Here is a 26113-nt window from a genome sequence, read left to right on the forward strand (position 1 = left end):
TTCTTTTTTATGGACTATAAGTTACACTAAAAGAAATCGTTCTATAAAAAGAACGTTCATATTGGGAGTCCAGGAGGGCATATGAAAGTACGCGAGCTGTTTGACATGATCTGGCGACGACTCTGGATTGTCATTGTTTTCACCACGGTTGTCACGTCAGCCGTCGGTATTTACAGCTACTATTACATCACTCCGGTATACGGAGCATCCGTAGAGTTGCTGGTGATGCCGAATTCTGCCGAGGAAGCCGAGCTGGCAAGGGAAATCGATTTCAACGATATTCAAACGAGCATCAAGCTGATGGACACCTATCAAGTCATGATTAAAAGTCCGAGGGTGCTCGAGAAGGCGATGATCGCTATGAAGCTGCGACTGTCTACAACCGAGCTCGATAGCAAAATAGAGGTTAAGCCCGTGAAATCTTCTCAGGTGATTGAAATTACGGTTCGAGACCCGTCGCCAGTAACCGCAGTGGAAGTCGCCAATACCTTGTCCCGAATTTCAGTCGAAGAGATTAAAGAAATCATGAAGATCGACAACATTCAGGTGATTTCCGAAGCAAAGGTTTCGGATAATCCCTATCCCGTTTACCCCAGACCGATTTTGAACATCGCCATGGCGTTTGTCGTCGGATTCTTCCTGTCGATCGCTTTGGTACTCGTATACGACTCTTATGCTATTTACCGAAAATCAAGGGTTTTGCAAAAGCAGCGGATGATGAGTAAGTCCGCTCTCGGATAAAGGAGAGGTCCAAGCAGATGAAAAAAGTAGCGCTCATTACAGGGGTCACAGGTCAAGACGGAGCCTATCTGGCAGAGTTTCTGCTGGAACAAGGATACGAGGTGCACGGTGTCAAACGCAGAGCGTCCTCGTTCAACACAGATCGGATTGATCACCTTTATCAAGACAGGCATGACGCCAGCAGCCGATTCTTTCTCCATTACGGCGACCTGACCGACTCGACGAATCTCATCCGCATCATCCAGGAAGTGCAGCCCGACGAGATCTACAACCTGGCAGCGCAAAGCCATGTCAAGGTGTCGTTTGAAACACCGGAATATACGGCAAACGCAGATGGAATCGGGACACTTCGCCTGCTGGAGGCCATCCGGATATTGGGTCTCGCAGGAAAAACCAAATTTTATCAAGCTTCTACGAGTGAGCTCTACGGACTGGTTCAGGAAGTTCCTCAGCGCGAGACTACGCCTTTTTATCCACGAAGCCCTTATGCGGCTGCGAAGCTCTACGCTTACTGGATCACAGTAAACTACCGGGAGGCCTACCAGATGTTTGCCTGCAACGGCATTCTGTTCAATCACGAATCCCCGCTGCGTGGAGAAACATTTGTCACCCGCAAGATCACACGTGCGGCGGCGAGGATCCGTCTTGGCTTGCAGGAGCGGCTGTACCTCGGCAATCTCGATGCCAAACGGGATTGGGGCTACGCGAAAGATTACGTCAAGGCGATGTGGCTGATGCTTCAGCAAGAAGCTCCGGACGATTTCGTTATCGCCACAGGAGAAACGCACTCTGTACGGGAGTTTGTCGAGCTTGCCTTTCGGGAATGCGGCATTGAGCTGGTGTGGCAGGGGCACGGCGTGGAGGAAGTGGGAATACATGCACAGACCGGTAACGTCATCGTCCAAGTAGACCCGCAGTATTTCCGACCTACGGAAGTGGATCTTCTCCTGGGTGATCCACGAAAGGCAAAGGCAGTCCTGGGCTGGCAGCCGGAATGCACATTTGATGAGCTGGTTCAAAGCATGGTGCGAGCGGATCTGGCAGAAGCAAACAAAGAGATCCTCTTAACTCTATGATACAGAAATGCCGTGTTTTGGCCCTTTCTCTAGTAAGCCTGGTAAACGGGAGCCAGGTGTTGAAAAAAATTGTGATCAGCTCGAGCTGGCTGGCTGTAGAGCGGATATTTCGGTTGATTATCTCCTTTTTTGTGGGGATCGCCATCGCTCGCTATCTGGGGCCCAATCAGTTCGGGCAGCTGAACTACGCCCAATCCTTTGTGGCGTTGTTCTCGACGGTAGCAGCTTTGGGGCTGGAAGGCATCGTCGTTCGCAATATCGTCAGGCAGCCAGAGCGAAGAGACGAGATATTGGGCAGTGCGTTTGTCCTGAAGCTGTTTGGTTCCCTGTCGACAATCGCTTTCACCATCGCTCTGATCATCTTTCTGCGTCCAGACGATCCCCACATGCAGTGGATGGTGGCTCTGGTTGCGATGGGGATGATCCTCCAAGCGTTCGATACGATTGACTACTGGTTCCAGTCTCAGGTGAACGCTAAGGTAAAGGTATATACGTATGCGACTTCCTTCTTCCTCATATCGATGCTTAAGGTCGTGCTGATCGTCATCAAGGCGCCGCTCATCGCATTTGCCTATGCGGGAATGGCTGAAGCTGTGATCATCATGATCGGACTTTTGATCGGCTATCGGGTACATGGGAACTACCTGCGCAAATGGCGCGCATCACTGACATGCTCCCTTGAGATGCTGAAGGACAGCTGGCCGTTGATTCTATCCAGTCTCGCCATTCTGATCTACATGCGCATTGATCAGATCATGATTGGAGATATGGTTGGGAATCACGAGCTGGGGATCTATTCGGTAGTTGTACGCCTTGGGGAAATGTGGTATTTCGTACCGCTGGCCATCGTTTCCTCGACGTATCCCAGTATTGTTGCGTCCAAGCAAATCAGTGAAGAAATCTTTTATGAACGACTGCAGCATTTGTTTGATGTCATGGCTCTGATCGGCTACATCGTGGCGATTGCGACGACTTTCCTCGCACCCTTTCTCGTTTCGTTTTTCGGGCAGGAGTATTCGGCTGCCTCCTCACTCTTGATATGCTACATATGGGTTGGACTGTTCGTCAACCTTGGCTTGGCCCGTTCCTCATTCCTCAACACGATGAACTACACCAAATGGCAGTTCGTCACTTCGGTGATGGGCTGCATCCTGAACGTCCTACTCAATCTGCTGCTGATTCCTAGATACGGTGCGATGGGGGCGACTATTGCATCCCTATTCTCGTACTGGTTCCAAACACATGCCTCCTGCTTCTTTTTCAAACCGCTGCATCAGGTGGGGGCGATGCAAACCAAGGCGATACTCGTGCCGTTTCGGTTGAAGAAAATCATAGCTCAATTGCCTATTCGCTCGAAAGGGGAGTACCTGTAAGTGGACTTACAAGCGCGCATATTTGTGGCTGGCCACCGTGGACTAGTGGGATCAGCAATAAAAAGAACGTTGGAAGCGCAAGGGTTCGAGCGTATTCTTGTGCGGGATCGCGGCGAGCTCGATCTACTGAATCAGGAAGCTGTTGCGAGATTCTTTGCCCAAGAGCAGCCAGAATACGTGTTTATGGCAGCAGCGAAGGTAGGGGGCATTCTAGCAAATTCGCAATATCCGGCTGACTTTCTCTATCAAAACCTGGTGATTCAGACGAACGTGATTCATGCCGCCCACTTGTTCGGCGTGAAAAAGCTGCTGTTTCTTGGCAGCTCATGCATTTATCCCAAATTCGCACCACAGCCGATTCGGGAGCAGTACTTGCTAAGCGGAGAACTAGAGCCGACCAACGAACCGTATGCGCTGGCAAAAATCGCGGGAATCAAGATGTGCGAGGCCTACAATCGTCAATACGGCTCCAACTTCCTAGCGGTCATGCCCACCAACCTGTATGGGCCAAACGACAATTTTGATCTGGAGAGCTCGCATGTTCTGCCAGCTCTGCTGCGTAAATTTCACGAGGCTGCCATCCATAAAGCGCCGAGTGTTGAGGTGTGGGGCACAGGGAAGCCCAAAAGAGAGTTTTTGTATGTCGATGATCTTGCAGATGCCTGCGTCTATCTGATGAAGTTCTTTGATCAGAGGGATACGGCGCCGTTTGTAAATATAGGTACGGGAGAAGATGTCGAGATCAGGGAGCTCGCGAGCCTCATCAAACGCATTGTCGGTTATCAGGGGGAAATCGTCTTTCGTTCGGATAAACCGGACGGCACCCCGCGCAAGTGGCTCGACGTCTCCAGAATGGCTCGCTTGGGCTGGAATGCCAGCACGACTTTGGAGGCGGGAATTCAGCAGACGTACGACTGGTATCGCAAGCAGCACTTGATTGTCCGACCGTAGACGATGAGAGTTTCTTGGGGGGATCCATGTGAGGGACACGTTTATCATCATTTCCAGAAGTCATCCTGAAGATCTGTCCTCCGGGCGGGAGGCGACGACCTACAAGCTCGCCACGCTGCTTTTGCTCACCAGTGTGTTCCTCTACGGCGCGAGTGTCCCCAATTTGTCTCTCATCTGTCTGTTCCCTTGCTTGGTGCTCATCTTTTTCCTGAAGAACAAGAATGTGACTGTCTCCTTTTTGTTGGATGCCTCTCTCGTTTTCCTCTTTGCCTTCCTCTATTACACCATGTGCGTTCTCTTTGAAATTACGACGGAAGATGACTGGCTTAAGAGCAAGATGATGTTTCTCATCGCCAATATGACAATTGCCTATATCATCGGCTATTTTCTGGCTCAGAACTATACGAATATCAGTGTCATCCTCGGCGTAACAGTAGGAGGACTGTTCACCTACGCCTTGCTGTCAACGGCGAGCTATGCCATGAATCACTTGGGGGAAGTGGCGAGCAACAACTACTTGATTGCAGAGCGGGCAGTCCCGTCGTTTTGGAACGGGGGGACGATCAACGGACCGATCATCGGGATTTATTTTTCCTTGAGCATTTGCCTGATCTCGATGATTTACAGCCGCATCAATCTGTTGCTCAAGGGCTGTTTTCTGGCACTGGCTGCGACGAGTATCTTTTTTAATCTGATGCTGCAAAATCGCAGTCCGATCTATGCCGGCGCGCTGGCATTTTCACTGGCAACGCTCATGTACATCACGCAGATGAAGCTGACGCACAAAAAGCTCGTGCTGCTCATCATTTTGTTCTGCCTCATGCCGCTGAACTTGTTTTTTATCGATTTCTCCGAGACCAAAAGCTTGCTCGAAAATCCTTTTATGGATCGCTTGCTCAGTGAAGGGCTGGACACACCAAGGTACGCACTCTGGTACAAAGGGCTGATCGGCTTGCTCGAGTATCCGATGGGAGGAGCGAAAACGGACTTCTCTCCGTTCGACTACGCCCATAATCTGTGGCTGGACGTAGGCTGGTATGTTGGTGTCATCCCTATGCTGCTGCTGCTGGTCATACAGCTCAAGCATGTGCCCTACCTGTTGTCTTTCCTGAAGAAGAAACCAGATCAGTCGTATGGGGTCATTGGATTATCTGTATCGTTTTTCGTGGCGATGATGGTAGAGCCGACGCTGATCGCTTCGTACACCTATGTGACTTTGTTTTTCTTCTTTATCGGCTATTTAAAAGGGTTCCACCTGCACGCGGATCTGGCAGGGAAAGGGGAGCGGAGATGATGGCAACGGGGCATTTGCCGAAAATCAGCATCATTACAGTGACCTATCAAGCAGGGGAGAGGCTTGCGACCACGATCAAAAGCGTCATGAGCCAGACGTATCGCAACAAGGAGTATGTCATCGTCGATGGAGGCTCTACAGACGAGACACTGGCAATTATCGGGCGCTATCGACGCATGATCGACGAAGTGATTTCCGAGCCGGACAAAGGCATTTATGACGCGATGAACAAAGGGCTATCCTTGGTTTCCCCGGACAGTGATTACGTGATTTTCATGAACGCCGGCGACGTTTTTTACAATCATGTCGTGCTGGATGCGATCCTGCCAGGACGTACGGGAGACAAACATTTGTACGGGAATATTTATCGTGATGGCCAAATCGTGTCGCAGCCGGTCCAGCTGAGCGATTTTTATTTGAGTACACAGATGATTTGCCATCAATCAATCCTGTTTGCAACTCGGCTGCATCAGCGCGTCCTATACGACTGCCGGTACTCGATTTCAGCTGATTTCAAGGCAGTTCTGGAGATGAGGAAAAACGGAGACATCTTTGAAAAAGTGGACCAGGCGATCTGCAAATACGAAGGCGGCGGGGTCAGCGATCTTCAAAGACAGGAGCTGTTCGGGCAAAGACTCGAGATTCTGCAGCAATACCCCTCGCTTTTGCGGATGTATCGGGGCAAGACTTTTCTCAAGCGATGTTTGCCATTTCACAACCAGTTGAGGATGAGATAACGATGGGAAAACAAGTATTGTACATTTCGGGAAAGCTGTTTCCAGTCAACTCCGGTGATGCGATCTACTCTCTCGGCATCCTGGAGAGAATCGCAAGTCCCGACAGCACGTTCGATGTCCTTTCCTATGAATACACGGAGACGGATGTGGAAACCGAGGAGTATCGCTACTACTCGAAGCTCTTTCGGCAGATGCGACTGGTTCCCTATCAGCCGACAAAATGGGAGAACTACAAGAAAGTCCTCTTCTATGGGGACAGTACGCAAAAATATTTGCCGCGCATGATGGAAGAAGCGGATCGACTCCTGTCCGAGACGCAATACGACGTCATCATTCTCGATCACTTGCGCATGTTCTTTTTGTACGAAACAATTCAAAAGCACATCGATCGAAAACGGACCAAGCTCGTGCTTATCCAGCACAATATTGAGCATATGAACGCTCGCGAAGAAATCCGGTATCAGTCCCGTGCAAAGGATAAGTGGAAGCTTCGGCTGCTCAATCGCGGAATCAAGCGGCTGGAGCATCAAGCTATACAGGCGGTCGACGATATCTGGGTGATTTCCGAGGAGGATAAAAAGCTCATTTCTGCAATGGGAAAAGCCGCTGACCACATTCACGTCATCCCCCCCTATTACAACTATCCGACGATTAAAGAGAGAGAGCATGTGGAGCATCCGAGCTACAATTTACTGCTCCTGGGCAGCATGGAATGGTACCCCAATGTGCTGGGAGCACTCTGGTTCATCGAAAATGTTTTCCAGGAGCTCGTCAAGCAGGATGAGCGTTACCGGCTGTTCGTGGTCGGACGCGATCCTAGCCCGTTGATTCAAAAATACCACTCCGAGCAAATCATCGTGACGGGAGCCGTCAAATCCGTGGATGAGTACATTCGCAGCTGTGATTTTCTCATCGTCCCCAACACGCTGGGGGGCGGAGCAAAAATCAAGATACTCGAGGGGATCATGAAAGGCATCCCGGTGCTTGCAACCAAAGAAAGCACTGTCGGGTATTCCGAGGACATATTTGATGAGGACTTTTGCGTCAATCATCCACAGACATTCGTTCAAAAAATTATTCAGCTCAACAAGGATGCGGCAAAGAAAATTACCTTTGTAAACAAGGCGAGGAGCATCATTTCGGACAATCAGAAGCTGCGTGGAATCCTGGGTCAATAATCGGAATCGAGGACCAAGTGAAGGGGGAAGCTGGTGTTGCTGTTAACAGCGAAAGGACTGAGGAGTTTAGCGGGTGACCTGCAAGCGTGGGAAAATCCGGAATATCTCTTCCGGTGGAGAGGTTTTCTCTACTTGCTGGGAATCCCGCCCGGTGCGGCATCGGTACGGGAGTTTGCCCGCTTGATCGCCTTAAAGGGAATGGATCGTGCACTGATGGAGCTGCGAGGGCATTTCTTTATGGTCGTAAAGGAAAAACAGACGCACAAGTACACCTGCTTTACCGATAATAATGGCGGATTCACTGCCTTTCAATCCAAAACAGCTGCGGCCACTTCTTTCTTGGAGATGGTCTCCTATCACGGTTTGACCTCTTCTAGTCTGGACCGAGAGTCCGTCCTGGAGTTCGTCAACTTTGGAAACGTATTTGCCAACAAAACGCTAGTCGAGGGCATTTCCCGGATTGATCGTAACCAGATCATCCGTTTTGGACCGAACGGAAAGAGTGTTCACTCCAAAAATTTGGCTCCGATCGATGCGGGAAACGGTGATTTTCACTACCTTCCCTTTTTTGAAAAGATGGCAGCGTCTATCAAAGATTACCGGCTGAGCGTGGACCTCACGGGTGGGGTAGATTCTCGGCTGATCGCGGTCCTTCTGGATTACTTTGGCGTGCCTTTCGAGACAACGGTTTCCGGGATGGACGGGATGGAGGATGTCGAGATTGCTAAAGAAGTGGCCGCCGCCATGGGCACCACGCTGCATGTGACACGTCCCACCATCGATAACCTGGAGGACTGCATACCAGAGGTTTTCCGTGTCAGCGACGGCTTGAGTGATGTCTTCAAGCATTACCGCTCGTACCAGCATAATCAAAATCGGGTGAAAAGAGGCATCGAGCTCGCCTTGAGCGGGATTGGCGGGGAATTTTTGAAAGACGAATTATGGCTGCAGGACTTCCCGTTTTATACGAGTAAAACGGCCAGGCTCGATCGGATGTTTCACATGTTTATGCTGCCGATTCCTTGCAAAAACGACTACTTTACCGGTGAGTATGTATCCGCAAACCAAACGCTGCAAAATGGGACGCTTCATACGTTGACCCGCTTTGAACTGGACACCAACACGAAGACGTACGACAACATCTACTACCACTACGAATTCCCCGTCATAGGCGGCGGCTTTATCACCGCAGCCAACCGGGTGCTGCCCAGCTACGCGCCCATGGTCGAGCCTGATTTTGTACAGTTTGGCTTCCATCTGAAGCGAAGGGAGCGTTTTTTTAATACCTTCCATCGCAAAACGATTTCAAAGGTCAACCCGCACATTGCAAAGATTCGAACCTCAGAGGGCGGAATTTCTGTATCTTCGGACAAGTGGGAGGTCGGCAAAGACATCCAAAAATACGTGTGGGACAAAGGCACACGACTGATGAAAGTCATCGAAAGACGGCTCTTTCACGGTTCGTATACTAGGCAGCCAGCGGATCATCCCGAGTTCTCCACGCGAATCCGGGAATCACGGTTAGCCAGAGAGGCGGTAGAGCTGTTAAAAGAGGAAAAAATCTTGCAAGCAAAGGTTCAACTGCAAGACATTCACGACGCCCATCTCAGTCATTTCTTATCCTTATCTCTTTTCATGAAGTTCCTTTATTCTACCAAAGAACAGCGTCACGGCACGTAGAGAGAAGAAACGGAAAAAGCAATTGGAGGAGTGGCACTTGTTACTTACACGTGAAGGGATATCGACAGATGTTTGTGGTTTTCACCGTTGGGAGAACGACAAGGCCGTCATTTACTGGAAGGGCTTTGTATATGTACAAGGGATGTTGGCGGGGCTGCCATCCGTCCGGCACTTTGCGACGTTCTTCACCGAGGCCACCTTGGATCAGGACGTCCTGCATCTAAAAGGCAGCTATATGATGATCGTGAAGCTGAAGCCTCTCCAACATTTTTACTGCTTCGTCGATTCGAGCGGCTGTCATGATGCCTTTTATACAGAGGATGCCATATCTAGTTCCTTTCTCACGCTAGCTGCCCATAAAAACCTGAACATTGCTTCGATGAACAGGCAGGCGATCATTGAGTTTCTTCATTTTGGTCACTTGTTTGAAAATAAGACGTTTTTTGATTCGATCCGCAAGATTGACAGCGGCGAGCTACTCCTGTTTGATCGGCGCCATGTGAAAGTAAAACGAAAAAAGCTCGCCCCCATCTATGATGTGTCACAACCGGTTATGGATTTTCATGATTTTTTTCAGCAATTATCACGGTCACTTCGCAATCAGAAGGTGAGCGTGGATCTGTCAGGCGGGATCGACTCCAGGCTGATCAGCGTTCTGCTTCATTATTATGGAGTCGAATTCGAGGCGACCATCTCCGGCAGGGAGGGCATTTCGGACGTGGATATCCCCAAAGAAGTGGCCGATTTGTTTGGGGTCTCGCTCCATGTGACGACTCCTCTGGTAAACAATCTGGAGGAGGACATCGATGAGCTGTTTCGGATCAGTGATGGCTTGCATGATTGTCTGCGCCATTATCGAACGCTGCAGCATAACCGCAATCGCCTCCAGCGTGGAATGAGCATGGCGATTACGGGGGTCGGAGGGGAATTGTTCAAGGACTTTTTCTGGCTGCAGGATTTCCCCTTTTACAGTATGAAAAAGGCAAACTTGAGCCGCCTTTTCCACTCGCGATTCCTTCCGATCTCATGTGGTCTGCACTATTTTCATGACGCATACGTGCCGCTTGCGCTATCCCTCAGCGAGCGAATGTTGGTTGAGCTCGCTCCCTATGTACTGGAGACCAACGCCAAGACCTATGACAACATTTATTACCACTACCGGATGAAGTCCATCGCGGGCAAGTATTTGACGGCGGCCAATCACGTGCTGCCGACCTATGCGCCGCTGCTCGACGAGGATCTCGTTCGTTATGGATTTCAACTGGAGAGAAGGGAGCGGATATTCAACCGGTTTCACCGAAAAATCATCACGACGCTGAATCCCGCGGTGTCAAAAATTCGGACATCCGAAGGCGGTATTTCAGTCTCTACCCAACGGCTGGAGGTGGCAAAGGACGTACGAAAATACGCGGTGAGCTATTCCAAACGGCTGATGAAGCTGCTGGCAAGAAAGGTGCTCAAGAAAAGCTACTCGTCAGATAGTCCGGAGCATCCCGAGCTGTTCACGACGATAAGGCAGCTGGGGCATACCCAGGAATCATTGAAGCTGCTCAAGGAACTTCTGATCCTGCATCCTGATTTGACGATCGATCGGATACACAATCAGCATTTGGGCAATTTGATTTCGCTGGCAACGCTAATTTTTTACCTAGATAACAAGAAAGCAGAATCGAATGGGCATCAAATGAGCACCTCCGGGAGTTAGCCAGATGTCGATTCTTTTCCACTCGTTATGAATTCTTCGATAGGACAGGGTGATGGTGCATGCTGATCACGAGTGAGGGTATTACAGAATTCCAGTCCAAGGAACAGGTTTGGGAGGATGCCAACTATAAGGTGGGCTGGAAGGGCTTTGTCTTTATTTTGGGAGTGGCGGCGGGTGTCGAGTCCGTCATGGCATTTCTGGAAGAGCTTCGCATGAGTGGGATGGTCGCTGCTGTCAAGCTGTTAAAAGGCCACTTCTTTATGACGGTGTACGACAAGCAGGCAGATATGTACTACGCATTCATTGACAACAGTGGCGCATTCGAAGCGTTTCACATGGAAGCGATCGTTTCCACGTCCTTTCTCGCATTAGCGAAAAAGAGTGGGTATGGCAAGGAACGCGTATCAAAGGAATCCATTATCGAATTCCTGAACTTTGGAAACATTTATCACAACCGCACGCTCGTCGATGGCATTTTCAAGATCGACTGTAATGAGATTATTGTCCTTTGCAATCATAAAAAAACAATCCTATCCAAGGAATTGGAAAAACTGGACGATGCGTGCCCGAAAGTGGATGTGATGGAATTTTTCCGGTTGTTCAGCAAATCGGTCCACCATTTGAAAGTGAGTGCGGATTTAACAGGAGGTGTGGACTCCAGGCTTGTGTGTGTGCTGCTTGATCATCATGGCGTACCCTTCGAGGCAGCGATCACAGGCAGGAATGGAATCCAGGATGTCGAGGTGCCCAAGCAAGTCGCCAGCGCGCTAAAGCACGAGCTCTATGTTTCGGAGCCGTGTGTTGATCGCCTGGAACAGAGGGTGCCCGAGCTGTTTGCCTGGTGTGATGGGATGAACGATCTTTTCAAGCACTACCGCACCCTGCCTCACCACCAGAGCCGAGAACAGCGGGGGATCGATCTCGTTATTTCGGGGATTGGGGGGGAGTTTTTCAAAGAGAACATGTGGGTGCAGGACTTTCCCTTCTATGCCCGCAAGAAATCGAACATTCGCCGCTTTTTGCGGATGAGAATGCTGCAGATCAAGTGCAAGAGCACGTATTTTGCCGGGGAATACAAGGCGTTAAACGACGGCTTCGAGGATCTAGTGGTTCAGAAGCTCGAGCCCTATCTTTTGGATATGAACACGAAAACCTATGACAGCATCTACTATCATTTCCGGATGAAAACGGTGGCGAGTACGTTCATCTCCGCAGCGAGTCATCTGTTTGGCTGTTACTCTCCGTTTTTGGAGTACGATCTGGTGCGATACGGCTTTCATTTGAAACGTCGGGAGCGCTTTTTCAACCAGTACCACCGCAAAATGATTACGCAGCTGAATGCGCCAGTTGCCAAAATCCGCACGGCAGAGGGCGGGATATCGGTTTCGTTTGAAAAGACGGAGATTCTGAAGGATATGGTCAAATACATCCGCAACCGGACGAGACGGGCGACGAAAGTGCTGGGCCGCAAGCTTTTCCATAAAACGTACCTGCAGGAAAGTCCGGAGCATCCCGAGCTGTTCAAGACGATTCGCAGCATGCGGGTGACGCAGGAAGCGATAGCTCTACTGAAACAGGAAGGGATCTTGGACGACAAGCTGCATATGAGTGAGATTCTGGACACGCATCTCGGGAACATGGTGACGATTGCCTTGTTCATGCGGCTGCTGGAAGGCAAAGACGTGAGAGAGTTGCAGGGGAAACAGCAGGAAAACAGTCTGGCGGTAGCAAGCGTATAGAAGGAACAAGGGGCGAGGATCACTAGGATCTCGCCCCTTCTTTCTCGTTCTCGGCTAACCGGCTAGCTTCGTTTGGCCGTAGGTTGTCAGTTCCATTTCAGGGATCAATGCGGCGAGCTCCTGAAACTGCTGGGTGATCGAGGCGCCACATAGATCGTTGATTTGGCCGTTTTTTGTATCGATCGGGTGGCACATGATTTCAACTGAACCCAGCTTGGGTCCACCGTTGCGGTAGATCGCAATCATATCCTCGAATTCTCCAAAATAGTTGACTCCACGCAGACCCTTTGAGGAGAGGAGGCTGTTGTACAGGTACTTGTATACTTTCTTGGCAGTAGACATATCCGAACCAATATTGCGAGTCAAGCGCAGGAAGGGAATGCTTTCTTCTTTGAGGACATCCATGATCAAAGTGCCAACGATGATTTCTGTGTGGACGTGGTTGTGGGAGTCGGCGTGTGAAAGTGGCAAGCCATGTTGACGACAGCGGTGAATTTGTGCGCGAATCTCGGTGGCGAGCGCTTTTTTATCATCTGCGGACAAAGGAAGAAACAGGCGAGGGAGGGAGTGCGTTCGCGGTCTGAAAAAGCCGTGTTCATCGCAAAAACGCGGGCTTTTGCGGATTGCATCGGTCAAAGGCAGCCCGTCATTCAAATTGATATGCAGCCCCACTTGATTCTGCAGCCGTTCCTCGTGTGCACGCTGGCAGGCCGCTTCAAAAGTGGAGCCGTTTGCGACGATGGTAGTAGAAGTCAGTGCACCGATTGAAAAAGTCTGGAGGATTGCATCGTCCGTTGTAGAGGACATGCCGAAATCATCCGCATTTATGATGATCTTCATTCAGTCAACAGCTCCTAATAGAAGAAGATATTCTTGTTGTTCTATATAAAGAACATTTTAAGGCTATTATAGGACTACCAGAACTTCCAGTCAACTTTTTGCTTTTGATAGACGCGCACATAATCAATGTCATGGAATTGAGGAAAGACAGTCGTTTCATCGGGTGATCCGGGCCAGTTGCCTCCTACGGCTGTATTCACATATAAATAGGCTGGGGTTTCTTGTACGTGTGAGGTAGAGGAGAAGCGTTCGACCCCATCGATGTACCAAGTAATTTTCCCAGGCTCCCACTCGACGGTAAAGGTATGAAAAGCCTTCGAGTAATCCGGACCTACGTATGTACCTGTGTACTGCTGGGGAATCCAGCCCAGCCAGTGATGGGTCAAATAGATTTTGTTCGGCTCGTGTCCGAGCATTTCCATGATGTCGATCTCATAGGGGGAGGCGTGGTCGCTGGGGGGCATCCAGTGCGCGGGCCAGATTCCTTGCCCTTTCGGCAAACGTGCATGGATCTCTACTTTTCCATACAGAAAATCGTACTTGAATCTTGTTTGAAGCGCACCGGACGTATAATCCATCCCTTTATAGCTCCGTTTATCTGTGCGAATGCGCAGATATCCATCTTTTACCGACACGGCTTCCGGGGTGTAGTATTCAAGCTCGTTGTTGCGGGGAGCAGCTGTGTCGAGAACATTCCATTTGGAGTGGTCGACTGTCGTTCCATCGAACTCGTCGCTCCAAGCTAGTACCCATTGGCTTTCATAGTGATTCAGCCGTTCTTTCACAATTTCGTACAGGAGCGCGAGCAAGCAAATAAACAGAAACCACAGGACAAGCCGTTGCCGAGCAAACATGGATGACCCCCTTGGATAGAAGTGATTCTTTCTATTATTCATTATAACGAACAATCACCCTGTTTTAAAAGGAGATTTGCACATTCTTACGATAAAAACAAGAGGTAGACAGTCATAATCCCCGTATCTGCGAGCATATGACTGATGATCGAGCCAATAAGGGAGCCTTGTCTGGTCCGTAAATACCCCCAAATGAGTCCGGCGGCGAAAACGGGGATGATCATCATGACGTTGTATGGCGCGCTGAACAGAGGAATGACGGATAGCAGATGATACAGGCTGTAAAAAAGGGAAGTCCAAAAGATAGCGCAGCTGGTCTTCCTGCCACTCGACAGCTTATGCAGCAAATAGCCTCGCCAGTATACTTCCTCCAGAATAGGGTTGATCAAGATCAGAATGGCGATGAGCCAGCCCGTGAGATCGCCAGTGAACTGCCATCTGGTAAGCAAGGAAGCGAGAGCGGTTGGGTCGAACAAAGTGGATGAAAAGACGTAGCCGCTCAAGAGGATCAGAAGGAAAGAAAGAATACCTGTAGCCGTCCCGACGACGACGTTCTTTCGGTTGAAAGCAAAGCCAAGCTGCTGCAAAGATTCCTGCAGCTTCTCTTCCCGGCGCAGGAACAAATGATACAACGGAATGAAAGCCAGCCACCCGTAAAAGAGAAGAAAAGCGAGAGGGACACTGCTGCCGATTTGCAATCCGAGAAACAGCATGCATGTCGGTCCGAACAACAAGAACAAGAGCTTCATAGAAAATCCCACCATGTCATGTACTAGGTGTTAGACACCTAAAAGGATGGTATATGGTACGAACAAACAGGAATAGTACCAAATTCGCTAGGTACCTCGAATCACCTTCGTCTCAAAGTGAGATGTGTGTATCATTTTGAGACGAAGATAGTCTCGAATTGAGATGAAAAGGTGCGCGACAGCTGCTTTCCTCGCGAGGCAGGTTATGGCATGATCCTTGCTACAAAAGAATGAATCAGCAATTACGAGGAGGAGATTCATCCCATGCAAAAGGAACGTTCCATTCTCGCTGTAGTTCCAGGAAGGCAGGCGGCAGGAAGCACAAAAAGTCTGCCTACCTTCCTCTCGTCGGCTGCTTGCCAGCGTGCACACGCGTTTCATCAATCGTTTGCCCAGTATCAGGAGACACCTTTGGTCAGTCTGCCGACGCTGGCACGTGAGCTCGGCGTCGGGCACTTGCTGGTGAAAGACGAGTCCTATCGCTTCGGTCTGAATGCCTTTAAAGTGCTCGGGGCTGCGTATGCGATGGGCAGCTATTTATGCGAGAGGCTGGGGCGGTCCATGGAGGAAGTGGACTTTGACATGCTGCGCTCCGAGGAAGTGAGACGCCAGATCGGGGCCGTGACGTTCGTGACCGCGACAGACGGCAATCACGGTCGGGCAGTTGCGTGGGCTGCTGCACAGCTAGGTCAGCAAGCTGTGGTCTATTTGCCAAAGGGCTCCTCACCACAGCGGGTCGCAGCCATTCGAGAAACGGGGGCGGATGCCCATGTCATCAACGGGAACTATGACGAAGCGGTTCGGCTTTCGGAAAAGGTGGCACGGGAAAGAGGCTGGCAAGTCATTCAGGATACGGCATGGGATGGGTATACGACGATCCCGTCCCGGATCATGCAAGGCTATACGACGATGGCCGCGGAAGCGATTCGGCAGCTTTCAGATTCACTGCCTGGGAAAAGACCAACGCATGTGTTTTTGCAGGCAGGAGTAGGTTCGATGGCGGCAGCGGTTTTGGGGTATTTGGCTGATCAGCTGGCACCTGAATATCCCGTCACGATCATCGTGGAACCGCACAACGCCAACTGTATGTACCTGTCAGCCAAAAGCGGAGAGCGGGAGGCACAGGCAGCTACGGGTGACTTGCAGACGATCATGGCGGGTCTAGCATGCGGAGAGCCCAATCCGCTGGCGTGGGAAATCCTGCGTGATTACGCGGATGCCTTCGTGAGCTGTCCCGATCACGTAGCAGCTACGGGAATGCGCATGCTGGCGGCTCCTGCCGGCTCAGATCCAAAGATCGTGAGTGGCGAAAGTGGAGCTGTTGGGGTCGGACTACTCTCGACGATCATGCAAAAGGAAGAAGGGAGATGGCTGCAAAAACAGCTTGGGATCAACGAGGATTCCGTCATTCTCTGCTTTAGCACGGAGGGAGACACCGATCAGGAGCAGTATCGGCGTATCGTCTGGGAAGGGGCTTGGCCAAGTGTTTAGCATCCGTTACATATAGGGGAGGAGAAAAAGATGAAGCTGCACATTGAGCGAGATGAGTTAATTGCATTGGTACAGGATCTCATTCGGATAGATTCCGTCAATCCATACTTGGATGCGGATGGGCCGGGAGAACGGGAGATGGCAGCCTATTTGCAGGCGAAGCTGGTGGAGATGGGGCTGGAGGTCAGACTGGTTCCTATTAACGAAACAGCCTGCAATGTGATTGGGATGCTGCGCGGAACCGGCGGGGGCAAGTCCCTTCTGCTAAATGGTCATATGGATACGGTGAGTGCGAAACGAATGGATATTCCTCCCTTTGAGCCCGTACATGAGGATGGGAAAATTTTCGGTCGTGGCAGCCAAGATATGAAGGGGAGCCTGGGTGCGATGATCGCTGCAGTCGAGGCGATCCAAAAAGCAGGTGTGCGATTGGCCGGCGATGTCATCCTCACGTTTGTGGCCGATGAGGAATACAAGAGCATCGGCACAGAAGAGCTGGTCAAAGAGTACCGCGCAGACGCCGCCATCGTATGTGAGCCATCGGATCTGGATATTGGTGTCGTACATAAAGGGTTCGCCTGGATCAGCTGTGAGGTTCGAGGGAAATCCGCGCACGGCAGCCGTCCGAAAGAAGGAGTAGACGCGATCGTGCACGCCGGGAGAGTCCTGCAGGAAATCGATAAGCTCTCGAAGCAGCTGATGAATAAACACCATCCGATTCTAGGCTCTCCATCCGTGCATGCTTCGCTCATCAACGGGGGGACGGAATTGTCTACCTATCCGGACTATTGCCGCCTGGATTGGGAACGCCGGACGATCCCGGGTGAATCCAAGCAGGACGTGGAAAAAGAGGTTGCTGCCATTTTGCAGAAGCTGCATGACGAAGACGAGAGCTTTCGGGCGAGTGCGGAGCTGTTTTTCTGGCGTGATCCGTATGAGGTATCTATCGAAGAGCCGATCTTTCTTACACTGGAAGTCGCGTGCCGCAACCGTCTGGGACGCGTTCCGCGGATATCCGGCTTTTCTGGCTGGACCGATGCAGCACTGATACAGGAGGCAGGCATTCCTACCGTATTGTTCGGTCCGACCGGGGCAGGTCTGCACGGAGCGATCGAATACGTAGAGACGGAAAGCCTCGTAGACATGGCAGCTATTTTGGCCGAAACGATTTGTGAATTTTGCCGTTAAAACACTGGGTTCCCCCGGCGATCTCGATATAATGGAGGAAGAAGCATGAGGGAGAGGGGAATCCGGATGCCCTTGCATGAAATCCAGGAAAGTGTGCAGCAGATCGCTTTGGCGGTAGCTTCGGTATTGCGGGTGGAAGTGGAGATAGCAGATCACCGCTTGCTGCGGATTGCGGGAACGGGACGTACGGAAGCTGGAATCCTGCACACGATGGCAGGAGAGGATCATGTGTATCGGTCATCCCTGTTCGATGGACAGCCTGTCATTATTATGAATCCGGGGGCAGATGAAAAATGTCGTCCGTGCGCCCATTACGGCAATTGTGTAGAGACCGGTGAAATCTGTTGTCCGATTACGCTCGAAGGCAAGCATGTCGGTGTGATCGGGCTGCTCGCATTTGATGAGGATCAGCGAGCGCGTCTGTTTGCCGATGTCGACTCCATTCTGCGCTTTTTGCAAAAGATGGCAGAGCTGATTGCCACCAAGCTCAAGGAGCATCTGATGTACGTGGAGCAGCAGCTGATGCTGGAAAAGCTGCGAGTGGTCATGGATGACCTGGACAAGGCGATGCTGACCGTGGATCAGGCCAATCGCATCGTCGAGATGAATCAGCGAGCGCGTCAATTTCTGGAAATGCCAGACCCTGCCTTGCCGCCTGCGATGAGAAATCTCGAGCAGGAAGAGCGATGGATTGCGGCCATTCGGGAGGCTTCGGAGTCAGGGAAAACGCCCCAGAAGGTTGTCCTGCAAGTTGGCGGAGCCGATAAGGCGTTTCTGTTTTCCATCAAGCCGATACAGCTTGCAGGAACGACACGAGAATGGGTGATCATCCTTGATGATGTAGAAGAAGTAGTAGCCATTGCCAGACAAATTGAGGGCTTAAGCCAGGAAAAAGCCTTCCGTGGCATTGTTGGGACAAGCCCATTAATGACGCAGGCAAAAGAAGTAGCGATGCGTGTAGCAACGGGCGATTCGACGGTTTTGCTCCAGGGAGAGAGCGGGACGGGAAAAGAGCTGTTCGCCAAGGCGATTCATCAAGCGGGAAAACGCAGCACTCGTCCGTTCGTCTCCATCAACTGTGCGGCCATACCCGAGCAGCTCCTGGAGAGCGAGCTGTTTGGCTATGAGGATGGTGCGTTTACAGGAGCGCGAAAAGGTGGAAAGCGCGGTTTGTTTGAGATCGCTGACAAAGGCACGCTGTTTCTGGACGAAATCGGGGACATGCCTGTTTATTTGCAGGTCAAGCTGCTTCGCGTCCTGCAGGAAAAGCAAATTGTCCGGGTAGGTGGGGCGGGCCAGCCGATCGATGTCGATGTGAGAATCATCGCCGCGACCCACCACGACTTGGAACAGATGGTCGCTACGGGAGATTTTCGGACGGATTTGTACTATCGATTGCGTGTGATCCCGATCCACCTTCCTTCGCTGCGAGAACGCCGGGAGGATATTTTGACGCTGGCGAACGGTTTTTTGCGAACCTATGGGGCAAGGCTGGGCAAAGAGCTCTCTGGTTTTAGCCAAGAGGCCCAAGCTTTGCTGTTTCATCATGACTGGCCTGGCAATGTGCGTGAGCTGGCCAATGTAGTCGAGTACGCCGTCAATATGGAAAACTGCACGTGGATACAACCGGAGCGCATCCTGCTGCCAGCCAAAAGGGAGAGCGAGTGGCGGGAGAAAGTGGAGGAAGAGGCGCCGCTGGATTCGCTCAATCTGAAGAAAAGGGAGAAGATCGCGATCTCCCAAGCCTTGCAGGCCGCCTCCAAAGCCAATCAGGGCAAAGACGCCGCTGCGCAGCTGTTAGGGATCAGCCGAGCGACGCTTTTTCGGAAAATCAAAGAGCATCATTTAAGTGGAAAATAATAGCATAACGAGACGAGGTTGGCTGCGCGAAAGCCAGCCTTTTTGGACTGGCGATCATTTTGTGGTATCATGTCTTAAGCAACGATTTTTCATACTGGAGGGAGGATAGACACATGAAAATAAGAGAGATCGTAGGATGGATTCGTTCCATTGGCTTTGCTGTCGTCTTTGCTTTGGTCCTCGGAATCTTTGTGTTTCAGCCGTATAAAGTAGACGGTCATTCCATGGATCCGACCTTGCAAGACCAACAGCGTATATATGTGAGTAAACTTGCCCATACGTTTAACTATTTGCCCAACTACGGCGATATTGTTGTGATTGATAGCCGTGTAGATAGAAGCCGTTCCTGGAAAGATGATGTGACCGGGCATCCATTGGTAGGCTTGCTGTTAGGTACGGGAGATGATCACTCGATGTACGTCAAGCGCGTGATTGGCAAACCAGGGGATGTATTGGAGTTTAAGGATAACAAGGTCTATCGCAATGGTACGCCTTTGGACGAGCCCTATATCAAAGAAACGATGGACTATGCTGCCGACGGTAAAGTAACGGTGCCAGCCAATCACATCTTCGTGATGGGTGACAACCGCAACCATAGCACGGACTCACGGGAGATTGGATTCATTCCAGTTGACCATGTCATGGGGACGATGATTGAAAATCCGTTCGCTGACCAATAAAAGACGTAAGGTAAGGAAGGTTGTCCCGCTGCGGACAACCTTTTCTCCTACAGCCAAGAATCGCTCTTTTCGTCGAAATCTTCCGTGAATGAAAAGGAGGGGACTTCATGCCGAGCATTTTGATAGCTGACCGCGATGCCAACGAACGGATCGGAATCGGCTGGCTCATCACGAGCTGCGCGATTCCGTATGACCATGTCTACACGGCAGCTACGATGGCAGAAGTGATTCAATGCCTCGAATCTCATACACCAGACGTGCTTTGCCTGGAATTGGACATGATGGAAAGGGGACAGTGGGAGGCACTCAAGCTTTTGGTTGACCAGTATCGACCACTTGTCCTCGTCATGACGGCAGAAGCGACCTTCGAGCGGGCGATGCAAGGAATCGAGCTGAACGCGCGGGACCTGTGGCTCAAACCGCAGACCCCGGAAAAGATCAGACGTGTCCTCACCCGCTTTTGTATGGAAAAGAAGGAAAGTCAGTCTTCGTTACCCGTGCGGGGCGTAGAGGGGGGCAGACTTGCGGAGGTGTCATATCGGGATTTGTTCTTACCGCTGAAGAAACCAGGCAAGTCCTATCCGCTCATGCTGGCACAGCTGGAGAATCCTCAGCGGCATCCGGAGCTTTTGCGCTTTTTGTCCACGTATCCGTTTCGTGAGCAGCCGATTTTACTCCCGTTAAATGATGCGATCGCAGGGATCTTTTCCTGGGAGGACGGCGACGCCTTATCGCAGCTGGAGCAGGTAGGGAAAAGATTGCTACGCGATTGGGAAGCTTCTTTCGATGATTCGCTGTCGGTCGTGCTCTACCAATCGGATGATCAGGAGCAGCTCGTCAACGAAACCTATCTGGAGGCGAGCCAGGCGCTGCACATCCGTTTTTTCAGAGGGTATCGCCAAGTGTCGGTCGTGCGCAACCGCATCAGCTGGACGATGATCGATCCTTTCCTGACACCGGCTGAACAGAGGGCATGGATCGAAATGCTGCAGGATGGCGACAAAGAAAAGCTGAAGCAATGGATGTACCGCCATTTTTTTTACAAGGATGAGCCTTATCCCGAGCCTGGCCTTCTGCGCATCCGTTTGACCAGCATTCTCGCGCAGGTAAGGCGTTATATGAAGGCGAATGGCCTCGATCACGGGAATGTGGAGGAAGCGTATCACCGTGTCTTTGAGACGATTTTGTACGCGCCGATTCTGTATCGGATCGTACAGGAGCTTTTGCTGTTCATCTACTCGTTGATTGATTCCGTGTTTACGCAAAAGGAGGAATCGCGAGCGGATTTGATCGAGCTTGCCATCCGCTATATCGAGGGGCGTTACACGGATCCGACCCTGCGTCTGGAGGATGTGGCCCGCCATGTGGATCGAAGCCCAGCCTATTTCAGCACGCTGCTCAGCCAGAAGCACGGGGTCTCCTTTCGCCAGCTGCTGAACAACCTGCGAATGAAGGAAGCGCAGCGCCTTTTGCTCGAAACCTCCTTGTCTGTACAAGAAATTGCCATGCGAACGGGATTTGTCAACGCGAATTACTTCAGCAAAATTTTTAAGGAAAAAACGGGGACAACCCCTCGTTTGTTGCGAAATCAAAAAAAATGATAGGAATCGAAAGAAAAGAAAGTTTTTTGGGGTGATGTGACCCCGATAGATCCTTTTCCATCGATAAAACTGGCACCAATTCGAAAGGCAGGTGCCTTTTTTGTGCTTATTTCCTTTTTTATACTGAGGGTAAGCAATGAATCTGGAGAAAAGCAGGTGGACGAGATGACAATGACACAGACCCAAACGATTCAGCAACTGATCCAAGACTATTCCGGTACCAAGCTTCATACAAAGGGATGGATACAGGAAGCAGCTCTGCGCATGCTTTTGAACAACCTGAATCCGGACGTAGCCGAGCGGACAGAGGATCTGGTCGTGTACGGTGGCATTGGGAAAGCTGCGCGTAACTGGGATTGCTTCAACGCAATTGTCAAAACATTGGAAAAACTGGAGGGTGACGAGACGCTGTTGATCCAATCGGGAAAACCGGTTGCGGTGTTCAAGTCGCATGCAGACGCGCCGCGTGTCTTGCTGGCAAACTCCAACCTCGTACCTGCTTGGGCCAACTGGGATCATTTCCATGAGCTCGACAAAAAAGGTCTGATGATGTACGGCCAAATGACGGCAGGAAGCTGGATTTACATCGGCAGCCAAGGCATCGTGCAGGGCACGTATGAGACGTTTGCCGAGCTGGCTCGTCAGCACTTTGAGGGAACACTGGCAGGGACCATTACCGTCACGGCAGGCTTGGGAGGTATGGGAGGCGCGCAGCCACTCGCTGTATCCTTGAATGGCGGTGTGAGCATCAATATTGAAATCGACCCGACACGGATTCAGCGCCGTCTGGACACCAAATACCTCGATGTATCGACGGAGAGCCTGGAGGAAGCGATTCGCCTGGCACTGCAAGCCAAACAGGAGAAGAAAGGCATCTCCATCGGTCTGTTAGGCAATGCTCCGGATGTGCTGAATGCTATGCTGGCGCGTGATTTTATCCCGGATGTTCTGACGGATCAGACTTCCTCCCACGATCCTTTGAATGGCTATATTCCGACCGGCATGAGCCTTGAGGAAGCGGCAGAGCTTCGAACCAGCGATGCCAAGGCGTACGAAGCGCGTGCAAAAGCGAGCATCGCCGAGCATGTTCGTGCCATGCTTGTCATGCAGGAAAAAGGAGCGGTCACGTTTGATTACGGCAACAACATCCGCCAGGTCGCCAAAAACGAAGGAGTAGAAGAAGCGTTCCGTTTTCCAGGCTTTGTGCCTGCGTACATTCGCCCGCAATTTTGCGAAGGAAAGGGTCCTTTCCGTTGGGTGGCGCTGTCGGGTGACCCAGAAGATATTTACAAAACTGATGAAGTCATTCTCCGCGAATTTTCTTATAACACGCATCTGTGCAACTGGATTCGCATGGCACAGGAGCGCATCCAATTCCAAGGGCTGCCTTCGCGTATTTGCTGGCTGGGTTATGGAGAGCGTGCGCGTTTCGGACAGATCATCAATGACATGGTGGCGCGTGGCGAGCTGAGCGCACCGATCGTCATCGGGCGTGACCATCTGGATTCGGGGTCGGTTGCTTCGCCCAATCGGGAAACCGAAGCGATGAAGGACGGCAGCGATGCGGTGGCAGACTGGCCGATCTTGAACGCCATGATCAATGCAGTAGGCGGTGCGAGCTGGGTATCCGTCCATCACGGCGGCGGGGTAGGTATGGGCTATTCCTTGCATGCGGGCATGGTAATCGTGGCAGACGGGACACCGGAAGCTGCGAAGCGTTTGGAGCGGGTATTGACGACAGATCCAGGGATGGGGGTCGTCCGTCACGTGGATGCAGGCTACGATTTGGCGATCCAGACGGCAAAAGAAAAAGGTATCCACATCCCGATGCTGGGGGAGTGATAATCGATGTATAGACCTGTATGGATTCGCCATGCCAGTCAGCTTGTTACGCTGGCTGGCGGCTCTTCCTCTCCTGTAGTTGGAGAGGGGATGAATGAGCTTGCCATCATCGAGGACGGCAGCGTATGGCTGGAAAACGGCAGAATCGCAAATGTGGGTACGGACGCAGAGCTGGAAGAGATCTACCGCACGCGTTCGGAGGAAGCGGATATCATCGATGCCACTGGGCGGCTTGTCACGCCCGGTCTGATCGATCCGCACACGCATCTGGTGCATGCGGGAACACGCGAAAACGAATTCAACATGCGGCTGAACGGCGCTACCTACATGGAGATCATGAACAACGGTGGAGGCATCCACGCGACAACGGCTGCAACACAAAAAGCCTCCCATGAACAGCTGTATCTGGAGAGCAAAAAGCGGCTGGATCTGTTCCTACTGCACGGTGTAACGACAGTGGAAGCGAAGAGCGGATATGGCTTGACACTCGAGGATGAAATCAAGCAGCTGGAAGTCGCCAAGCAGCTGGACGAAGAACATCCCGTTGATCTGGTCAGCACTTTTATGGGAGCACACGCTGTTCCAAAGAAATATCGGGATAACCCAGATGCATTTGTCGATGTGGTTATCCAAGAGATGATCCCAGAGGTTGCACGCCGAAAGCTCGCGGTGTTTAACGATGTCTTTTGCGAGCGAGGGGTCTTCACCCCCGAGCAGTCGCGCCGAATCCTGGAGGCTGGGGTAGAGCATGGGCTTTTGCCGAAGATCCATGCCGATGAGATCGAGCCTTATGAAGGAGCAGAACTGGCGGCTGAGATTGGGGCGGTGTCAGCGGATCACTTGCTGCGTGCATCCGACACGGGCATCGAGCGAATGGCGGAAGCGGGCGTCATCGCGGTGCTATTGCCAGGGACAGCCTTTTTCCTGATGGCGGAGTCAGCGAATGGCCGCAAAATGATCGATGCGGGAGTAGCGGTCGCGATTTCAACGGATTGCAACCCGGGCTCGTCGCCTACCGTCTCCATGCCGCTTATCATGAATCTGGGCTGCCTCAAGATGGGGATGACACCTGCAGAGGTGCTGACAGCCGCGACGATCAATGCGGCCCACGCTATCAAACGTGCCCACGAGATTGGAAGCATCGAGGCAGGCAAGCTTGCGGACATCACGATCTTTGATGTACCTGACTTCATGACGCTGCAATACCGGTATGGCGTGAACCATGTGCATACCGTGATCAAAAAGGGAGCTGTGGTCGTGGTGGAAGGGGCTTTGGTGTGATGAGCTATCCGTACCCGCTCTTAAAGCCGCCCAGCTTTGCGTGGGACAGAAGTGCTGCCCCGGCTGAGTCAAAAGTACATGAGTGGATTCAAACGCTGGATGCAGCGCGAGCAGGGGAGTTTGACTGGTCGAACGTCGATGTGGCTCTTTTGGGTGTGCCGCTGTCACGCTCGTCCATCTCGGCATCAGCTGCCAGCGAAAATCCAGATGCCATGCGGAGAGCGTGGAAGTATTTCACGACCTACAATCTGGATCATGAGGTAGATCTGAGCGAGCTTCATGTAGTGGATGTAGGAGATGTACGCCAGCACGTGACGGATATTGCCAAATGTCACAGCCACATTCGGGAAGCGATGAAAGCGATGCGCACTCATCATCCGCACGTACTTTCGATGATGATGGGCGGTGATCACTCGATAACGGCCATGCTGATCAAAGGCTACAAAGACGCGCACCCGAAAGAGCGTGTCGGCATCTTGCAGCTGGACACTCATTTTGACCTGCGCGACTTGGCGGATAATGGTCCATCCAACGGTACGCCCATTCGCAACCTCATCGAAAGTGGGACCGTGGCGGGGGAGGATGTGCACAATATCGGCCTGCACGGATTTTTCAACGCCCGTTCGCTGAAAGCATATGCGGATGAAGTAGGCGTGCACTATACGACTCTGCGTCAGGCGCGGGCCAAAGGAGTTGCTGAGACGGTACGCGATGCACTCGCCAAGCTCGGTGAGAGGGTCGACACGATCTATCTCACCGTAGATATGGATGTGCTCGATATCAGCTATGGCCCAGGTGTTCCTGCTTCGACTCCTGGCGGGATGAGAAGCGATGAGCTTTTTGAAGCGGTCCATGCCGCAGGCTTGTGCAAGAAAGTGAAAGCGATGGATCTCGTTTGCCTCGATCCATTTAAAGATCGGGGAGAAGCTACCGTCAAAACAGCTGTGCATGTCATGCTGTCTTTTTTGACGGGCTACAAGCAGCGGGAGCAATAGACGAGAAAGCAGGTTCAATCAGCTGCAAGAAGACAAGGCTACCGGCTAAGACCGGTAGCCTTGTTGTTGGTTGCCGCCACGGAGGAAGAGGGAAAAGGTAGGTTCGCCATATGTGAGAACATGATCATCTGTAAATCCGAGAGTCGTGTAAAACTATACACCTGCTTCATTTGCGGGGTGTACAGTCAAGCGTATGCGCTGGCAAGGCGGCTGGTTTTCTTTCAGATGCCTGCACAGCTCTTCGATCGCTGCAGCCCC

At 51.5% G+C, this 26113-nt stretch carries 21 protein-coding genes; 18 read left to right on the forward strand and 3 right to left on the reverse strand.

The genetic code is table 11. The annotated features are described in order from the left end of the window. Positions 1 to 81: 81 nt before the first annotated feature. The 10 genes from EDM55_RS14870 to EDM55_RS14915 are packed head-to-tail and all read left to right on the forward strand — an operon-like array spanning position 82 to position 12474. Positions 82 to 741: a YveK family protein gene (locus tag EDM55_RS14870; RefSeq protein ID WP_122960636.1), complete on the forward strand. Its 660-nt coding sequence runs from the start codon at positions 82 to 84 to the stop codon at positions 739 to 741. Positions 742 to 758: 17 nt separating this feature from the next. Further along, the gene (gene gmd / locus EDM55_RS14875; protein WP_122960637.1) at positions 759 to 1817 is read left to right on the forward strand and encodes a GDP-mannose 4,6-dehydratase; all 1059 of its coding nucleotides are present in this window, start codon (positions 759 to 761) and stop codon (positions 1815 to 1817) included. Between the two features lie 59 nt (positions 1818 to 1876). Continuing rightward, positions 1877 to 3190 (forward strand): flippase, encoded by a 1314-nt coding sequence (locus EDM55_RS14880; protein ID WP_170184411.1) that lies wholly within the window; start codon positions 1877 to 1879, stop codon positions 3188 to 3190. Then, the gene (locus tag EDM55_RS14885; RefSeq protein WP_092268688.1) at positions 3191 to 4141 is read left to right on the forward strand and encodes a GDP-L-fucose synthase family protein; all 951 of its coding nucleotides are present in this window, start codon (positions 3191 to 3193) and stop codon (positions 4139 to 4141) included. 28 nt (positions 4142 to 4169) lie between these two features. Then, on the forward strand, positions 4170 to 5435 hold the full coding sequence (locus EDM55_RS14890; RefSeq protein WP_122960638.1) for an O-antigen ligase family protein: 1266 nt from the start codon (positions 4170 to 4172) through the stop codon (positions 5433 to 5435). Then, positions 5432 to 6172: a glycosyltransferase family 2 protein gene (locus EDM55_RS14895; protein WP_122960705.1), complete on the forward strand. Its 741-nt coding sequence runs from the start codon at positions 5432 to 5434 to the stop codon at positions 6170 to 6172. The genes EDM55_RS14890 and EDM55_RS14895 overlap by 4 nt, the downstream gene beginning before the upstream one ends. A 2-nt stretch (positions 6173 to 6174) precedes the next feature. Then, a complete protein-coding gene (locus tag EDM55_RS14900) occupies positions 6175 to 7350 on the forward strand; it encodes a glycosyltransferase family 4 protein (RefSeq protein ID WP_170184410.1) in 1176 nt (391 codons plus the stop codon). 33 nt (positions 7351 to 7383) lie between these two features. Continuing rightward, the gene (locus EDM55_RS14905) at positions 7384 to 9030 is read left to right on the forward strand and encodes an asparagine synthase-related protein (protein ID WP_122960639.1); all 1647 of its coding nucleotides are present in this window, start codon (positions 7384 to 7386) and stop codon (positions 9028 to 9030) included. A 37-nt stretch (positions 9031 to 9067) separates the two neighbouring features. After that, positions 9068 to 10735, forward strand: coding sequence for an asparagine synthase C-terminal domain-containing protein (locus tag EDM55_RS14910; RefSeq protein WP_122960640.1), 1668 nt, complete (start codon positions 9068 to 9070; stop codon positions 10733 to 10735). Between the two features lie 59 nt (positions 10736 to 10794). Further along, positions 10795 to 12474 carry an asparagine synthase-related protein gene (locus tag EDM55_RS14915; RefSeq protein WP_122960641.1) on the forward strand — a complete coding sequence of 560 codons (1680 nt, stop codon included), beginning with the start codon at positions 10795 to 10797 and terminating at the stop codon, positions 12472 to 12474. A gap of 54 nt (positions 12475 to 12528) precedes the next feature. Here the strand turns inward: EDM55_RS14915 and EDM55_RS14920 are convergent, their stop codons facing one another. The 3 genes from EDM55_RS14920 to EDM55_RS14930 form a co-directional block, all read right to left on the reverse strand. Next, on the reverse strand, positions 12529 to 13314 hold the full coding sequence (locus EDM55_RS14920; RefSeq protein ID WP_092268700.1) for a carbohydrate deacetylase: 786 nt from the start codon (positions 13312 to 13314) through the stop codon (positions 12529 to 12531). 74 nt (positions 13315 to 13388) lie between these two features. Continuing rightward, positions 13389 to 14168 (reverse strand): glycoside hydrolase family 16 protein, encoded by a 780-nt coding sequence (locus EDM55_RS14925; protein WP_170184409.1) that lies wholly within the window; start codon positions 14166 to 14168, stop codon positions 13389 to 13391. A gap of 86 nt (positions 14169 to 14254) precedes the next feature. Continuing rightward, positions 14255 to 14917: a CPBP family intramembrane glutamic endopeptidase gene (locus EDM55_RS14930; RefSeq protein ID WP_122960642.1), complete on the reverse strand. Its 663-nt coding sequence runs from the start codon at positions 14915 to 14917 to the stop codon at positions 14255 to 14257. A gap of 264 nt (positions 14918 to 15181) precedes the next feature. Here EDM55_RS14930 and dpaL point away from each other — a divergent pair, with 264 nt between their 5' ends. From dpaL to EDM55_RS14970, 8 genes are all read left to right on the forward strand, one after another. Beyond that, positions 15182 to 16408, forward strand: a complete 1227-nt coding sequence (dpaL, locus tag EDM55_RS14935) for a diaminopropionate ammonia-lyase (protein WP_122960643.1) — start codon at positions 15182 to 15184, stop codon at positions 16406 to 16408. 30 nt (positions 16409 to 16438) lie between these two features. Beyond that, complete coding sequence (locus EDM55_RS14940; RefSeq protein WP_122960644.1) at positions 16439 to 17596, forward strand: ArgE/DapE family deacylase; 1158 nt, start codon at positions 16439 to 16441, stop codon at positions 17594 to 17596. Positions 17597 to 17641: 45 nt separating this feature from the next. After that, the gene (locus tag EDM55_RS14945; protein ID WP_246070988.1) at positions 17642 to 19456 is read left to right on the forward strand and encodes a sigma-54-dependent Fis family transcriptional regulator; all 1815 of its coding nucleotides are present in this window, start codon (positions 17642 to 17644) and stop codon (positions 19454 to 19456) included. A gap of 119 nt (positions 19457 to 19575) precedes the next feature. After that, complete coding sequence (gene lepB, locus EDM55_RS14950) at positions 19576 to 20136, forward strand: signal peptidase I (protein ID WP_122960707.1); 561 nt, start codon at positions 19576 to 19578, stop codon at positions 20134 to 20136. A 107-nt stretch (positions 20137 to 20243) separates the two neighbouring features. Next, entirely contained in the window at positions 20244 to 21737 is a 1494-nt protein-coding gene (locus EDM55_RS14955) for a helix-turn-helix domain-containing protein (protein WP_122960645.1), read from the forward strand. 171 nt (positions 21738 to 21908) lie between these two features. Continuing rightward, a complete protein-coding gene (hutU, locus tag EDM55_RS14960; RefSeq protein WP_122960708.1) occupies positions 21909 to 23579 on the forward strand; it encodes a urocanate hydratase in 1671 nt (556 codons plus the stop codon). Between the two features lie 6 nt (positions 23580 to 23585). Next, positions 23586 to 24860, forward strand: coding sequence for an imidazolonepropionase (gene hutI / locus EDM55_RS14965; RefSeq protein WP_122960646.1), 1275 nt, complete (start codon positions 23586 to 23588; stop codon positions 24858 to 24860). Then, a complete protein-coding gene (locus EDM55_RS14970; protein ID WP_122960647.1) occupies positions 24860 to 25855 on the forward strand; it encodes an agmatinase family protein in 996 nt (331 codons plus the stop codon). The genes hutI and EDM55_RS14970 overlap by 1 nt, the downstream gene beginning before the upstream one ends. Positions 25856 to 26113 lie beyond the last annotated feature (258 nt).

Source organism: Brevibacillus centrosporus, assembly GCF_003710815.1.
Lineage (GTDB): Bacteria > Bacillota > Bacilli > Brevibacillales > Brevibacillaceae > Brevibacillus > Brevibacillus centrosporus.

What these genes read in the sequence shown, in the direction of transcription:
- EDM55_RS14870 (WP_122960636.1), top strand. Translation starts at nt 82, where the DNA reads ATGAAAGTACGCGAGCTGTTTGACATGATCTGGCGACGACTCTGGATT.
- gmd (WP_122960637.1), top strand. Translation starts at nt 759, where the DNA reads ATGAAAAAAGTAGCGCTCATTACAGGGGTCACAGGTCAAGACGGAGCC.
- EDM55_RS14895 (WP_122960705.1), top strand. Translation starts at nt 5,432, where the DNA reads ATGATGGCAACGGGGCATTTGCCGAAAATCAGCATCATTACAGTGACC.
- EDM55_RS14900 (WP_170184410.1), top strand. Translation starts at nt 6,175, where the DNA reads ATGGGAAAACAAGTATTGTACATTTCGGGAAAGCTGTTTCCAGTCAAC.
- EDM55_RS14915 (WP_122960641.1), top strand. Translation starts at nt 10,795, where the DNA reads ATGCTGATCACGAGTGAGGGTATTACAGAATTCCAGTCCAAGGAACAG.
- EDM55_RS14920 (WP_092268700.1), bottom strand. Translation starts at nt 13,314, where the DNA reads ATGAAGATCATCATAAATGCGGATGATTTCGGCATGTCCTCTACAACG.
- EDM55_RS14925 (WP_170184409.1), bottom strand. Translation starts at nt 14,168, where the DNA reads ATGTTTGCTCGGCAACGGCTTGTCCTGTGGTTTCTGTTTATTTGCTTG.
- EDM55_RS14930 (WP_122960642.1), bottom strand. Translation starts at nt 14,917, where the DNA reads ATGAAGCTCTTGTTCTTGTTGTTCGGACCGACATGCATGCTGTTTCTC.
- dpaL (WP_122960643.1), top strand. Translation starts at nt 15,182, where the DNA reads ATGCAAAAGGAACGTTCCATTCTCGCTGTAGTTCCAGGAAGGCAGGCG.
- EDM55_RS14940 (WP_122960644.1), top strand. Translation starts at nt 16,439, where the DNA reads ATGAAGCTGCACATTGAGCGAGATGAGTTAATTGCATTGGTACAGGAT.
- EDM55_RS14945 (WP_246070988.1), top strand. Translation starts at nt 17,642, where the DNA reads ATGAGGGAGAGGGGAATCCGGATGCCCTTGCATGAAATCCAGGAAAGT.
- EDM55_RS14955 (WP_122960645.1), top strand. Translation starts at nt 20,244, where the DNA reads ATGCCGAGCATTTTGATAGCTGACCGCGATGCCAACGAACGGATCGGA.
- hutU (WP_122960708.1), top strand. Translation starts at nt 21,909, where the DNA reads ATGACACAGACCCAAACGATTCAGCAACTGATCCAAGACTATTCCGGT.
- hutI (WP_122960646.1), top strand. Translation starts at nt 23,586, where the DNA reads ATGTATAGACCTGTATGGATTCGCCATGCCAGTCAGCTTGTTACGCTG.
- EDM55_RS14970 (WP_122960647.1), top strand. Translation starts at nt 24,860, where the DNA reads ATGAGCTATCCGTACCCGCTCTTAAAGCCGCCCAGCTTTGCGTGGGAC.